The sequence below is a fragment of the Streptomyces asoensis genome (genome assembly GCF_013085465.1).
GTDB classification, from domain to species: domain Bacteria; phylum Actinomycetota; class Actinomycetes; order Streptomycetales; family Streptomycetaceae; genus Streptomyces; species Streptomyces cacaoi_A.
On the sequence record NZ_CP049838.1, the window covers coordinates 550,222 to 563,289 of the forward strand.

General features: G+C 71.6%; 13 protein-coding genes. 6 read left to right on the forward strand and 7 right to left on the reverse strand.

The window, feature by feature from the left end:
* Positions 1 to 16: 16 nt before the first annotated feature.
* Positions 17 to 1,507, reverse strand: a complete 1,491-nt coding sequence (locus G9272_RS02620; RefSeq protein WP_171394991.1) for an aldehyde dehydrogenase family protein — start codon at positions 1,505 to 1,507, stop codon at positions 17 to 19.
* Positions 1,508 to 1,566: 59 nt separating this feature from the next.
* Entirely contained in the window at positions 1,567 to 2,727 is a 1,161-nt protein-coding gene (locus G9272_RS02625) for an acyl-CoA dehydrogenase family protein (RefSeq protein ID WP_171394992.1), read from the reverse strand.
* An 85-nt stretch (positions 2,728 to 2,812) separates the two neighbouring features.
* On the opposite strand from G9272_RS02625, the gene G9272_RS02630 reads away from it, so the two are divergent.
* Genes G9272_RS02630 through G9272_RS02655 form a run of 6 tightly spaced genes read left to right on the forward strand, consistent with a single transcriptional unit; the run spans position 2,813 to position 8,148 of the window.
* A complete protein-coding gene (locus G9272_RS02630; protein ID WP_171394993.1) occupies positions 2,813 to 3,568 on the forward strand; it encodes an SDR family NAD(P)-dependent oxidoreductase in 756 nt (251 codons plus the stop codon).
* A gap of 1 nt (position 3,569) precedes the next feature.
* The gene (locus G9272_RS02635; protein ID WP_171394994.1) at positions 3,570 to 4,349 is read left to right on the forward strand and encodes an enoyl-CoA hydratase/isomerase family protein; all 780 of its coding nucleotides are present in this window, start codon (positions 3,570 to 3,572) and stop codon (positions 4,347 to 4,349) included.
* A 30-nt stretch (positions 4,350 to 4,379) separates the two neighbouring features.
* Positions 4,380 to 5,546, forward strand: coding sequence for a CaiB/BaiF CoA transferase family protein (locus G9272_RS02640; RefSeq protein WP_171394995.1), 1,167 nt, complete (start codon positions 4,380 to 4,382; stop codon positions 5,544 to 5,546).
* Positions 5,547 to 5,549: 3 nt separating this feature from the next.
* The gene (locus G9272_RS02645; RefSeq protein ID WP_171394996.1) at positions 5,550 to 6,464 is read left to right on the forward strand and encodes an SDR family NAD(P)-dependent oxidoreductase; all 915 of its coding nucleotides are present in this window, start codon (positions 5,550 to 5,552) and stop codon (positions 6,462 to 6,464) included.
* Positions 6,461 to 6,973, forward strand: coding sequence for a DoxX family protein (locus G9272_RS02650; protein WP_171394997.1), 513 nt, complete (start codon positions 6,461 to 6,463; stop codon positions 6,971 to 6,973). The genes G9272_RS02645 and G9272_RS02650 overlap by 4 nt, the downstream gene beginning before the upstream one ends.
* Positions 6,974 to 6,990: 17 nt before the next feature.
* A complete protein-coding gene (locus G9272_RS02655; protein ID WP_171394998.1) occupies positions 6,991 to 8,148 on the forward strand; it encodes an acyl-CoA dehydrogenase family protein in 1,158 nt (385 codons plus the stop codon).
* A 27-nt stretch (positions 8,149 to 8,175) separates the two neighbouring features.
* On the opposite strand, the gene G9272_RS02660 is transcribed toward G9272_RS02655, so the two are convergent.
* The 5 genes from G9272_RS02660 to G9272_RS02680 are packed head-to-tail and all read right to left on the reverse strand — an operon-like array spanning position 8,176 to position 13,067.
* Positions 8,176 to 9,291, reverse strand: coding sequence for an acyl-CoA dehydrogenase family protein (locus G9272_RS02660; RefSeq protein WP_171394999.1), 1,116 nt, complete (start codon positions 9,289 to 9,291; stop codon positions 8,176 to 8,178).
* The gene (locus G9272_RS02665) at positions 9,288 to 10,535 is read right to left on the reverse strand and encodes an acyl-CoA dehydrogenase family protein (RefSeq protein WP_171395000.1); all 1,248 of its coding nucleotides are present in this window, start codon (positions 10,533 to 10,535) and stop codon (positions 9,288 to 9,290) included. The genes G9272_RS02660 and G9272_RS02665 overlap by 4 nt, the downstream gene beginning before the upstream one ends.
* A gap of 18 nt (positions 10,536 to 10,553) precedes the next feature.
* Positions 10,554 to 11,702 carry a thiolase family protein gene (locus G9272_RS02670; RefSeq protein WP_171395001.1) on the reverse strand — a complete coding sequence of 383 codons (1,149 nt, stop codon included), beginning with the start codon at positions 11,700 to 11,702 and terminating at the stop codon, positions 10,554 to 10,556.
* Positions 11,699 to 12,154, reverse strand: a complete 456-nt coding sequence (locus tag G9272_RS02675) for a Zn-ribbon domain-containing OB-fold protein (RefSeq protein WP_171395002.1) — start codon at positions 12,152 to 12,154, stop codon at positions 11,699 to 11,701. Before G9272_RS02675 ends, G9272_RS02670 begins: the two co-directional genes overlap by 4 nt.
* A 1-nt stretch (position 12,155) precedes the next feature.
* Positions 12,156 to 13,067, reverse strand: coding sequence for an SDR family oxidoreductase (locus G9272_RS02680; RefSeq protein WP_171395003.1), 912 nt, complete (start codon positions 13,065 to 13,067; stop codon positions 12,156 to 12,158).
* Position 13,068: the final 1 nt, after the last annotated feature.

Sequence of the window (13,068 nt, forward strand, 5' to 3'; positions counted from 1 at the left end):
CTTCGGAAGGCGGGAGTCAGACGCGGCTGATGCCGACACCCTTGACGTTGAGGAACTCGTCCAGACCGGCCTTGCCGCCCTCCCGCCCGAACCCGCTGAGGCCGACCCCGCCGAACGGCGTGGCAGGTGAGGTGATCGGGTTCGGGCCGGGATTGACGTAGACCGTCCCGGCCTTCAGCCGCGACACCAGGCGGTGGACGCGGGCGACGTCCCGGGACTGGACGTAGGCGGACAGGCCGTACTCGGTGTCGTTGGCGAGGGCGACCGCCTGGTCCTCGGTGTCGAACGGGGTGATGGCCAGGACCGGGCCGAAGATCTCCCGCTGGGCGAGGTCGCTGCGGTTGTCCACGTCGGCGAAGACGGTCGGGGAGACGAAGTAGCCGTCGCTGTCGATGCGTTCGCCGCCGTACACGAGCCGCCCCGCCCCGCCGTCGATCGCCTTGTCGATCACGCCCTGGACGCGGTCGCGGGCGGCCGCGTCGATGAGGGGGCCGATGTACGTCGCCGGGTCGAGCGGGTCGCCGACCGGAAGGTGGGCCACCACCCCGGCAACGCGCGCGACGACCTCCTCGTAGACCGGGCGCTCGACGAGCAGGCGGGTCGGCAGGGCACACCCCTGACCGGTGTTGCTCATGGCGAAGGCCGCGCAGTACGGGACGACGGTGTCCAGGTCGGTGTCGGCGAAGAGCAGGTTGGCGGACTTGCCGCCCAGCTCGAACACGACGGGCTTCAGGCTCGGTGCCGCGTCGGCCATGATGCGGCGGGCGGTGGCGGGCCCGCCGGTGAAGGAGATCTTGTCCACGCCGGGGTGGGTCACCAGGGCGGATCCCGCGTCGCCGAGCCCGGTGACGACGTTGACGACCCCTTCGGGGAGGCCCGCCTCGCGGGCCAGGTCGGCGAAGAGCAGTGCGGAGAACGGCGTGGACTCCGCCGGTTTGATCACCACGGTGTTCCCGGCGGCGAGCGACGGCGGGACCTTCATCGCCAGGGACAGGGCGGGCGAGTTCCAGGTGATGATGTGGCCGATCACGCCGTACGGCTCGGGGATGGTGTACTCGACGTTCTCGTGCGGGCTGAAGGCCGCGCCGACCATGCCCTCGATCTTGTCGGCCCAGCCGGCGTAGTACTCGGTCCACTCGGCGACGTGCGGTCCGACGCTCGTGGCCCAGCCTCCGATACAGACGCCGTTCTCCAGCGGACAGACGGCCGCGAAGTCGGGGATGTGGTCGCGCAGCAGTCCGGCGAAGCGGGTGAGCAGGCGGCGGCGCTCGGCGGGGCGCATGGTGCCCCAGACCTCGAAGGCCCGGCGGGCCGCCCCGACCGCCTGGTCCACCTCGGTGGGGCCTGCGAGCGGGATGTGGGCCTGGACCAGACCGGTCGCCGGGTTGCGGTGCTCATGGACTCCACCGGAGGCGTCCGTCACGTCCTTGCCGCCGATGACGAGCCGGGGCCGTGGCAGATCGCGCTCGGCTCTGTCCTGGTGCAGCTGCACATCGACCGTGACCACGGATGCCTCCTCGGAGCCGCACACAGGTTGAGTCTAAATAGCTAACCTATTTATCCAAGCTAGTCAATGACTCCCGCCTGGAGCCCCAGCGACCGGCCCACGATCTCCTGCATGATCTCCGAGGTGCCGCCGAACACCCGCTGCACCCGGCTGTCCCGCCAGATGCGCGCGATCTCGTACTCGTTGACGTAGCCGTAGCCGCCGTGCAGCTGCATACAGCGGTCGATGACCTCCCAGCAGGTCTCCGTGGTCCAGTACTTGGCCGCGGCGGCCTCGTCGGCGGTCAGCTCGCCCCCGACCAGCGCCATGATGCAGCCGTCGAGGTACCCGCGGGCAGCGGCGATCCGGGCCTTCATGTCGGCGAGGGCGAACCGGTTGGCCTGGAACTCGCCGATCGGCCGCCCGAAGGCGGTGCGGTCCTTGGCGTAGGCCAGAGTGACGCCGAACGCCTTCTCGGCCGAGGCCAGCGAGGAGACGGCGATGGCGAGCCGCTCCGTCGGGAGGTTGCCCATCATGTGATAGAAACCGCGCCCCTCCTGCCCGATCAGATTATCGGCGGGCACACGGACCTCACGGAAGAAGAGCTCGGCGGTGTCCTGGGCCTTCATCCCGACCTTGTCGAGCTTGCGCCCGCGCTCGAAGCCCTCGGCGCCGCGCTCGACGACGATCAGGCTGATGCCCTTGTGGCCGGCCTCCGGGTCGGTCTTGCACGCGACGATGACCAGGTCGGCCAGGATGCCGTTGGTGATGAAGGTCTTGGAGCCGTCGATCACCCACTCGTCGCCGTCCCGGCGGGCGGTGGTGCGGATGCCCTTGAGGTCGGACCCGGCGGACGGCTCGGACAGCGCGAGCGCGCAGATCGTCGCGCCGCTGATCACGCCGGGCAGCCAACGGGCCTTCTGTTCCGGGGTGGTGAGGCGCATCAGATAGGGCGGGACGACGTCGTTCTGGAGCCCGAGCCCGATGCCGACCGCGCCGGTGGCCGCCATCTCCTCGGCCATGATGGCGTTGTAGCGGAAGTCCACGACTCCCTGGCCGCCGTACTCCTCCGGGAACTGCCAGCCGATGAGCCCGGCCTTGCCCGCCGCCAGCCACGCGGCCCGGTCCACCTGGCCGTCACGCTCCCACTGCTCGGCATACGGGACGCATTCGCGCAGGTAGAAGGTGCGGGCGGTCTCGCGGAACAGCTCGTGCTCCTCGGTGAAGATCGTGCGACGCATACTCGGCTCCACTCATGCATCTCGCTTATTTAGCTGAAGTAGTTATACGATAGCGCTGTATCGGGAGCTGGGCGAGGGAGGGCGCGTGAGCGTACGGGACAAGGTGGCGCTCGTCACCGGAGCGGGACGCGGCATCGGCGAGGCGATCGCCGACCGGCTCGCCGCCCACGGGGCTGCGGTCGCCGTCTGCGACCTGGACCCGGCGGCCGCCGACAAGGTCGCGGTCCGGCTCGCGGAACGGTATGCGGTGCCCACGACGGGGGTCGGCGCGGACATCTCCGACAGTACGGCCGTACGCGCGGCCGTACAGCGGGTGACCGCCGAGCTGGGTCCGGTGGACGTGCTGGTCAACAACGCGGCCGTCGACGTCATCGGCCGCTTCGTCGACAGCGGCGAAGAAACCTGGGACCGGATCATCGCCGTCAATCTGCGGGGCACGATCACGATGACCCGGGCCGTCCTCGACTCCATGATCGAGCGCGGCGGCGGGCGGGTCGTCCTCATCGCCTCGGACGCGGGCCGCGTCGGTTCCTCCGGCGAGGTCGTCTACTCCGCGACGAAGGGCGGGGTCATCGCCTTCGGCAAGGCCCTGGCCCGCGAGGTCGCCCGGTACGGCATCACCGTGAACAGCGTGTGCCCCGGGCCGACCGACACCGCATTGCTCGGGCAGGTCGCCGAGTACAGCCAGAAGATGTACGACGCGACCGTGCGGGCGATCCCGCTGCGCCGCGTCGCCCAGCCCGCCGAGATCGCCGGTGTGGTGGCCTTCCTCGCATCCGACGACGCCGCCTACATGACCGGGCAGACGCTCTCGGTCAGCGGCGGCCTCACGATGGTCTGAGGTGAGCACCGTGCTGCGTGTCGAACTCCGCGACAGGATCGCCGTGTTGACCCTCGACCGGCCGGAACGCCTCAACGCCGTCGGCTCCGGGACGGTGGACCGGCTCACCCGGGCGCTGAACGACATCCGCGACAACGACGACGTACGGGCCCTGGTCGTGACCGGGGCGGGCCGGGCCTTCTCGGCCGGTGCCGACCTCGGTGAGATCGAGTCGTTCACGACACCGGGGCAGTTCCGTGCCTTCGTGGGGCGTCTGACCGAGGCGTACGCGCTGCTGGAGGACTTTCCCAAGCCCTCGGTCGCGGCCGTTCACGGGTTCGCCTTCGGCGGCGGCCTGGAGCTGGCGCTCGCCTGCGACCTGCGGGTCGCCGAGCGGGGCGCCCTGCTCGGCCTGCCGGAGATGAAACTCGGGGTGCTGCCGGGCGCGGGCGGCACCCAGCGGCTGCCACGTCTGGTGCCGCCCGCGGTCGCCAAGCAGATGATCCTCACCGGCGAGCCGATCGACGCCGAACGGGCCCGGGAACTGGGGCTGGTCAACGAACTGGCCGAACCCGGTGCTGTGCTGGAGACCGCGCGGGCCCTGGCAGCCCGGCTGGCCGCGGGCGCCCCGCTGGCTCTCGCCGCCGGCAAACGGCTGATCGACTACGGCCTCGGCATGGACCTGGAGGCGGCGGTCGCCTACGAGCGCGAGACCGTCTCGGTGCTGTTCTGCACCGAGGACCGGACCGAGGGGCTCAAGGCCTTCCGGGAGCGCCGACCGGGCGAGTTCCGCGGCATGTAGCAGGCGTTCCGACAGATCTGGAGGTGGGCCGTGCGGCCACTGGAGGGCATTGCCGTCGTCGAGCTGGGCATGTGGGTGGCGGCACCGGCCGCGGCCACCATGCTCGCGGACTGGGGCGCGGACGTGGTGAAGGTGGAGGCGCCGACCGGGGACCCCAACCGGTACACCCTCCGGCATGTCGGCCAGGACATCGACAGCGCGCCGCCGTTCGAGACCGACAACCGCGGCAAGCGCGGAATCGTCCTCGACCTGCGCTCGGAGGACGGCAAGGAGGTACTGGAGCGGCTGCTCGAACGTGCCGATGTGTTCGTGACGAACCTCCGGCCGGGCGCTCTGGAACGGCTGGGTCTGTCCCCGGACGAGGTGCGTGCCCGCCATCCCCGCCTGGTCGTCGGCACGTTGACGGGCTACGGCTGGACGGGGGCCGAGCGCGACCGGGCGGGCTACGACGTCTCCGCCTTCTGGGCCCGGCCCGGCATCGCCGCCATGCTCAATCCGGCCGGGGAGCCGCCACCCGGTATCCGGCCCGGCCTCGGCGACCGTACGGCCGCGTCCAATCTGGTGGCCGGGGTGCTGGCCGCGCTGCTGCGCCGTGAACACACCGGCGAGGGCGCCGTGGTCGACGTCTCGCTGCTGCGCTCCGGGACGTACGCCAACGGCAATGACCTCGCCCTGCACAACTTCTTCGGCAGACGCGGGCGTACCCGTCACCGCACCGAGCACGAGTCCCCCCTCTACAACTGCTACCGGGCCGCCGACGACCGGTGGTTCTGGCTGGTCGGCCTGGAGGGCAGCCGGCACTGGCCCGGTGTGGTCAAGGCGCTCGGGCGAGAGGACCTCTCGGCCGACGAGCGGTTCGCCACGGGCAAGGCCCGGCGTGGGCACGTACGCGAACTGATCGCCGTGTTCGACGAGGAGTTCGCGACCCGGCCGCTGGCCGAGTGGGCCGGGCGGTTCGACGCCGAGGGCGTGTGGTGGGCGCCCGTGCAGACGCTGGCGGAGGTCTCGGCCGACCCGCAGGCCGAGGCGGTCGGGGCGTTCGTCGAACAGCCCGGCATGGGTGACGCGCCGACGCTGCGGACGGTGGCGACGCCCGTCGCCTTCTGGGGCGTCGACGACAAGCCGCGCGGCGGCGCGCCGACGCTCGGCGAGCACACCGACGAAGTACTCCGCGAACTCGACAACCCCGGGAGGTAGAGGGTGGGCATCCTCGACGACAAAGTGGCGATCGTGACCGGCGGTGGCCGGGGCCTCGGCCGCGCACACTGCCTGGCGCTCGCCGAGGCCGGGGCGACCGTGGTGGTCAACGACCTCGGCGCGGGCGTACACGGCGAACGGACCGGTGACTCCCCGGCCGACGACGTCGTCGCCGAGATCACCAAGCTCGGCGGGCGGGCGGTCGCCAACCACGCATCGGTCGGCGACTGGGGCGCGACGGAGGCGATGATCGCGGACACCGTCGCGGAGTTCGGGCGGCTGGACGTCGTCGTGAACAACGCGGGGATCGTGCGTGACCGCATGCTGTTCTCGATGAGCGAGGCCGAGTTCGACGCGGTGATCGCCGTACATCTGAAAGGCACGTTCGCGCTCACCCGGCATGCCTGCGCCTACTGGCGCGAGGCCTCCAAACGGGGTGAGCGGGTCGCCGGCCGGATCATCAACACGACCTCGGGAACAGGCCTGTTCGGCAACCAGGGCCAGTCCAACTACGGCGCCGCCAAGGCCGGGATCGCCGGGCTGACGATCCTCACCGCGCTGGAGATGCGCCGCTACGGCGTCACCGCCAACGCCATCTCGCCCATCGCGGCGACCCGGATGACGGAGGGACTCGAGGTCGGCGCCGAACTGGAGGCCGGCGTCGGCGGCTTCGACCCGCGCGATCCCGCCAACGCCTCCGGGGTCGTCGTCTACCTGGCCTCCGACGACGCGTCCTGGCTGACCGGCCAGGTACTGCGCATCGAGGGCAACCGGCTCAACCGCCTCGAGGGCTGGACCGTTTCGGGCGTCTACCCCAGCAGGTCGGGCGAGGCACTCACCCCCGAGGAACTCATCGACGCCGTACCGCGGTTGTACGGCGCCGCGCCTGCGGGCCGCGCCACCGGGGTGGGCCAGTGAAGGGCCAGGACGCCGCCGCGCTCGCGCTCCGCGCGACGCTCGGTCCGATGCTCTTCGCCCACGGCTGGAACAAGGTCGCGGGGCCGGGCGGGCTGAAGGGCACCACCGGCTGGTTCGAGGCGCTGGGTCTGCGGCCCGCCGGGGTGCACGCCCGGATGGCGGCCGGCACCGAGATGGCGGCGGGGGCGGGCATCGCCCTGGGACTGGCGGGCCCGCTCCCCGCCGCGGCCACCGTCGGCCTGATGGCGGTGGCGGCCCGCACCGACCACCGCGGCAAGGGCTTCTTCGTCTTCAAGGGCGGCTGGGAGTACGTCGGTGTGGTGGGAGGCGCGGCCGTGGCACTGGCCGCGCTGGGCAACGGCCGGTACTCGGTGGACGGACTGCTCGGACGCCGACGGTCGGGCGCCGGGCCCGCGTTGTTCGCGGCCGGGCTGGGCGTGGTGAGCGCGGCGGCACTGCTGGCGGCCTGCTACCGGCCCGACGAGAAGCCGAACGGGACAGACGAGTGAGGGGCAAGGGAGACCACATGGACGCGGACGACTTCACAGCGGTGCTGTCGGAGGTCCGGCGCTTCGTCCGGGAACGCGTCGTGCCGCTGGAGGCGGAGATCGACGAGAAGGACGAGATGCCGACGGACATCCGCGAGGCGGCGAAGAAGATGGGCCTCTTCGGCTTCGCGCTGCCCGAGGAGTACGGCGGGCTGGGCCTGTCGATGTACGAGGAGGCCCGGCTGATGTTCGAACTGGGCTACACCACCCCGTCGCTGCGGTCGATGTTCGGCACCAACAACGGCATCGCCGGACATGTCCTGATGGTCGGCGGCACGGAGGGCCAGAAGGCGGAGTGGCTGCCCCGGATCGCCTCCGGCGAGGTGCTGGCGTCCTTCGCGCTCACCGAGCCGGACGCCGGTTCCGACCCGTCGACGCTCACCACCCGCGCGCACCGGGAGGGGGACACCTGGGTGATCAACGGCGCCAAGCGGTACATCACCAACGCGCCGCTCGCCGACGTCTTCATGGTCTTCGCCCGGACCGACCCCGACGCCCCGCGCACCCGGGGCATCTCCACCTTCCTGGTCCCGGCCGGCACGCCGGGCCTCACGGTGGCGCCCAAGGACCACAAGATGGGCCAGTTCGGCGCCTGGACCGCCGACGTGTACTTCGACGACGTACGCGTACCGGCCGAGGCCCTCGTGGGCGGCGAGGACGGTCTGGACCGTGGCTTCCACACGGCGATGGGCTGTATCGCGCACGGCAGGGTGCACATCTCGTCCCTCTGTGTCGGCATGGCCGAACGGCTGGTCGACGAGTCGGTGGAGTACGCCCGCACCCGCAGACAGTCGGGGAGGGCCATCGGCTCCTACCAGCTCGTCCAGGGCCTGATCGCCGACTCGATGACCGACTACTACGCCGGACGTGCCACGGTCCTGGAGGCGGCCCGCGCCTTCGACGCCGGCACGGACACCAAGATCGGGCCGTCCTGCGCCAAGTACTTCGCCAGCGAGATGGTGTGGCGGGTGGCGGACCGCGCGGTACAGATCCACGGCGGCGCGGGCTATATGCGCGGGGTCGCCGTCGAGCGCTTCTACCGCGACGCCCGGCTGTTCCGCATCTACGAGGGGACCAGCCAGATCCAACAGGTGATCATCGCGAAGGCACTGCTCGGCGAGGCCGCCCGCGGCTGAACCCGCTGAGGCGGCCCACCCGCCGCCTCAGATGCCGAGCCGGTCCAGCAGCCGCTCGTGGTAGACGGCCGGACCACCGAAGAGCAGCTGGGAGGACTTGGCCCGCCTGAAGTACAGGTGGGCCGGGTGCTCCCAGGTGAAGCCGATACCGCCGTGCACCTGGATGTTCTCCATGGCCGCGACCATGTACGCCCGTGAGCAGCAGGCGTGCGCCACCGCCGACGCGACCGGGAACCCCTCGGACTCGTCGTCGGCCAGCCGCGCCGCCTCACGGGACGCCGCCTCGGCCAGTTCCACCTGTACCAGCATGTCGGCGCACTTGTGCTTGACCGCCTGGAAGGACCCGATCGGCCGGCCGAACTGGTGACGGACGCGGGCGTGGTCCACGCTCGTCTCGAGGCAGCGGCGCGCCCCTCCCGCCTGCTCGGCGGCCAGCCCCGTCGAGGCGGTGTCCAGCACCCTGGCCATGATGCGCCCGCCCGCCCCCTCCGCGCCGACGAGCGTCGCGGGCACGGCGTCGAAGGTCAGCCGGGCCATGGCCCGGGTGGCGTCCAGGGTCTCCATCGGTTCCGCCGTCAGCCCCGTGGCCATCCGGTCCACGGCGAAGAGCGAGGGGCCGGCCACAGTGCGGGCGACGACGAGGATCAGATCCGCCGTTGTGCCGTCGACGACGAAGCTCTTGCGTCCGCGCAGCTTCCACCGGCCGTTTCCGGCCGGTACGGCGCGCGCGGAGACCATGGCGGGGTCCCAGGAGCCACTGTCCTCGGCCACGGCGAGGGTAGCCGTGGTCCGACCGGCCGCGATGCCGGGGAGGTGCTGCGCGCAGGCCGCCGCGTCGCCGGCGGCGAGCAGCGCCTGAGCGGCGAGAACCACGGTGGCGAAGAGCGGGGCACACCACAGGGCGCGGCCCGATTCCTCCAGCACGACGCCGAGTTCGACCATTCCGAAGCCGTCGCCGCCGTACTCCTCGGGGAGGGCCAGTCCCGGCAGCCTCAGTTGGTCGGCCGCCTGCGCCCACACCGCCGGATCGAAGCGCGGCTCGCTCTCCATGAGCTTGCGCACGGCTTCCTCCGGCGACTTGTCCTCCAGGAACTCCCGTACGGAGGACCGAAGTTCGCGCAGTGCGCTTTCGTCGGCGGTCATGGCCGCACCTCCTTGGCAGCGGTGGTCGCCGGTTCCTTGGGCAGACCGAGGACGCGTTCCGCGAGGATGTTCTTCATGATCTCCTCGGTGCCCCCGAGGATCCTGAGTGCGGGGGTGGCGAGGAGCAGCTCGGTCCAGGCGTACGTGCCCCACTGACCGGTGTCGGCGATCGCCCGCGGTCCGAGGGCGTCTGTGACGAAGTGGGCCGCCCTGGTGAGGTTCTGACCGTACATCAGCTTTGAGACGGACATCTCGGCGCCCGGCGACACCCCGCTGCGGAGCTTGCGCAGGGCGCGTGCGTTGAGGTGTTCGGTGGCCAGGGCGTCCACGAGGAGTTCGGCGAGGCGGGCGCGCAGGGCGCGGTCGTCCCAGGTCCAGGTGGCCCGCATGAGTGCCGAGAGGCGGTCCGGGGACAGGGCGGCAGCCACCGGGCCCGCGCCCTCGCTGCCGACCGTGGCCCGCTCGTTCATCAGGGTGGTCAGGGCGACGGTCCAGCCGCCGTCGACCTCGCCGAGGCGGTGGTCGTCGGGGACGCGGACGTCGGTGAGGAACACCTCGTTGAAGTCCGCGCCGCCGGTCATCTGGCGCAGCGGGCGGACCTCGACGCCGGGGGCGTCCATGGGGACGAGAAACGCGGTGATCCCGCGGTGCTTGGGCGCCTCCGGGTTCGTACGGGTGAGGGCGAGGCCGATCTGGCTGTGCTGGGCGACCGAGGTCCACACCTTCTGCCCGTTGAGCACCCACTCTCCCCCGCTCCCCCGGACCGCCCGGGTGGCCACGCTCGCGAGGTCGGACCCCGCGCCGGGTTCGCTGAACAGCTGGCAGGCGATGGCGTCCCCGCGGTACATCGCAGGCAGCCAGCGGTCCTTGACCGGGGATTGGGCGTGGGCCAGGATCGTCGGTCCGATCATGCCCAGTCCGACCACGCCGAGCACGCCGGTGTCGGCGACGTCGTACTCGGACTCGATGGCGTCGTAGAGCAGGTCGTGGACGGGGGTCAGGCCCCGGCCGCCGTACTCCTGCGGTCCCGTGATCCAGCCGAAGCCGTTCTCGTGACGGATCCGCTGCCACTCCCGTGCCCGCCGCACCTGTTCGCGCTCCTCCTCGGGCGGGAGACTGCTGAAGTACGCCATCGAGTCGTCGCCCTCGCCCCAGGTGAGAGCGGTGCGGTCGGGGGTCTTCGCCACGTGCGCGTCGAGGAAGCGGCGTACCTCGGCGGCGAAGTCCTGCATGTCCTGTCGCATAGCGGGTTCCCTGTGCTCTCAGGTGGAGAGGATCGTCACCGCCGACGCACCGGGCGCGCCGTACAGGTGGGTGTAGCCGACGCGGGGTGTCCCGGGGATCTGTCGCGAGCCCGCCGCACCGCGCAGCTGGAGCACGATCTCGTGGATCTGGCGCAGCCCGGACGCGCCGATCGGTTCCCCGTTGCCGAGCAGACCGCCGTCCGTGTTCACCGGGAGGCGTCCGCCGATCTCCGTGGCGCCCTCGGCGACGAGGCGTTCCTGCTCGCCGTCCTTGCACAGGCCGTTCTCGGCCATGTGGATGATCTCCGACCCGGCGTCGGTGTCCTGGAGCTGGGCGACATCGACGTCCTCGGGCCCGATGCCGGCCCGCTCGTAGGCCTCCCGTGACGCGTCCACCGTCGGGCTCGCCACGGGTTCCCCGACCGGGAACGACGGGCTCTGCACCTCGAAGGCGCCGAGCCGGCGGCTGCGCAGGGCGGTGGCCCGGATCCGTACGGGGGTGGCCGTGTACTTGTGGGCCTGGTCGGCCCGGCACAGCACGAGGGCCGCGGCGCCCTCGTTCGGGCCGCAGTACATGAACTGCCGGAGCGGGTGGTTGAGGACCGGGGACGCGAGTATCTCCTCCGGGCTGAGGGGCGTGCGGCGCCAGGCCTTCTCGTTCCCGGCCGCGTTGCGGAAGTTCTTCGACGCCACGCGCGCGAGCGTCTCGTGGGAGATGCCGTGGTCGTGCATATAGCGGTTGATCTTCATGCCGAAGAAGTGGGTGGTGAGGAACAGGCCGGTCTGCCCGTACCAGGAGGGGATGCCGGCCACGGACGGATCGGCGGCGAACGCGCCCCGCGGGTGCTTGTCCAGGCCGATCGCGATGGTCAGGTCGTGCTCGCCGGTCTCGATCGCGCGGGCGGCCAGCGCCACCGCGGTACCTGCCGTGGCACAGCCGTTGAACACGCCGCGCAGCGGTATGCCCGTCAGGCCGAGCCGCCCGACGATCGCGTCCGGGTTCGCGACCTCGTAGCTGCCGATGTAACCACCCTGGACCTGCGGCCAGTCGACGCCCGCGTCGGCGAGCGCCAGCCGTACCGCGTCCGCGCCCATGTCCAGCGCCGGCTTGCCCGGGAAACGGCCGAAGGGGTGGAGCCCCACGCCGATGACGACTGCCTCGGTCACGGTGTCTCCTGTTCGGACTCGGCGGGATCTTCGGCGGGGGCGAACGCGAACGTCACGACCTCGGTGCCGTCGTCCCGGACGGTGTAGGGCACGAGCGTCAGCAGCATGTGCTGCCCGATCCGCAGCTTCTCCGGGTCGGGTTCGGTGAGCCGGGCCTCGACCAGCAGCTCGGGAAGCTCGACGTACCCGACCGAGTAGGGCTCGAAGGCCCGGGGGCCGTCGTACGGCGGGGAGGGCGGGCGGAAGTTCTGGGTCGTGTACGTCCACAGCGTGCCGCGGTCCGACAGGAGCCGTTCCTTCGACTCCGTGCTCGCGCACCTGACGCAGTCCGGGGAGGCCGGGAAGCTCACCAGGCCGCAGGCCGTGCATTCGGAGCCGATGAGCCGGAGGGGGGCGGACCCGGTGGGCGGCCAGGTGAACAGGCCTTCGGCGACCGGCTGGGTGGTCGTCATGTCACGCCCCGTTCCGGTTGCCCAGGGCGTCGGCGTTCGGAGCCGCCTTGGCCACCAGGTTCGGGACGACGGAGGACAGCTCGTCGGGCGTCCACCGGGTGTCGGCGCCCACGCCCGGGCCGTTGACCCAGCCCTCGAGCACGGTGATCCGGTTGCCGACGACACCGAAGACCCGTCCGGTGACCTCGCGCGAGGCCGCGGAGCCCAGCCACACCACAAGGGGGGAGATGGCCTCGGGGGTGAGGTCCTGGGCCTCGGCGGCCCGCTTCATCATCTCGATGTCCTCGGTGAGCCGGGTGAGGGCGGTGGGCGCGATGGCGTTCACCGTCACGCCGTAGCGGGCGAGTTCGGCCGCGGCGATGATCGTGAGGCCGGCGATGCCCGCCTTGGCGGCGCCGTAGTTCGACTGGCCGGGGTTGCCGAAGATGCCGGACGGGGAGGTCGTGTTGATCACCCGGGCGTCGTTGCCGTGACCGGACTTGGCGCGCTCGCGCCAGTACGCGGCCGCGTGGTGCAGGGTGGCGAAGCTGCCCTTGAGATGGACGGCGAGGACGCTGTCCCAGTCCTGCTCGGTCATCGACACGATCATCCGGTCGCGGAGGATGCCGGCGTTGTTCACCAACACGTCCAGACGGCCGTAGGTGTCGACCGCCTGGCGGACGAGCCGGCCCGCGCCCTCCCAGCCGGAGATGTCGTCCGTGTTGGCCACCGCCGCACCGCCGGCCGCGACGATCTCGTCGACCACGCGCTGGGCGGGACCGGCCGAGGCGCCCGCTCCGTCGCGCGCGCCGCCCAGGTCGTTGACCACGACTTTCGCTCCGTGCGCGGCGAACGCCAGGGCGTGTGCCCGGCCGATCCCGTTGCCGGCGCCGGTGACGACCACGACCCGGCCGTCGACCACTCCTTGTGACATC

What these genes read in the sequence shown, in the direction of transcription:
- G9272_RS02625 (WP_171394992.1), bottom strand. Translation starts at nt 2,727, where the DNA reads ATGCGTCGCACGATCTTCACCGAGGAGCACGAGCTGTTCCGCGAGACC.
- G9272_RS02655 (WP_171394998.1), top strand. Translation starts at nt 6,991, where the DNA reads ATGGACGCGGACGACTTCACAGCGGTGCTGTCGGAGGTCCGGCGCTTC.
- G9272_RS02660 (WP_171394999.1), bottom strand. Translation starts at nt 9,291, where the DNA reads ATGACCGCCGACGAAAGCGCACTGCGCGAACTTCGGTCCTCCGTACGG.
- G9272_RS02665 (WP_171395000.1), bottom strand. Translation starts at nt 10,535, where the DNA reads ATGCGACAGGACATGCAGGACTTCGCCGCCGAGGTACGCCGCTTCCTC.
- G9272_RS02675 (WP_171395002.1), bottom strand. Translation starts at nt 12,154, where the DNA reads ATGACGACCACCCAGCCGGTCGCCGAAGGCCTGTTCACCTGGCCGCCC.
- G9272_RS02680 (WP_171395003.1), bottom strand. Translation starts at nt 13,067, where the DNA reads ATGTCACAAGGAGTGGTCGACGGCCGGGTCGTGGTCGTCACCGGCGCC.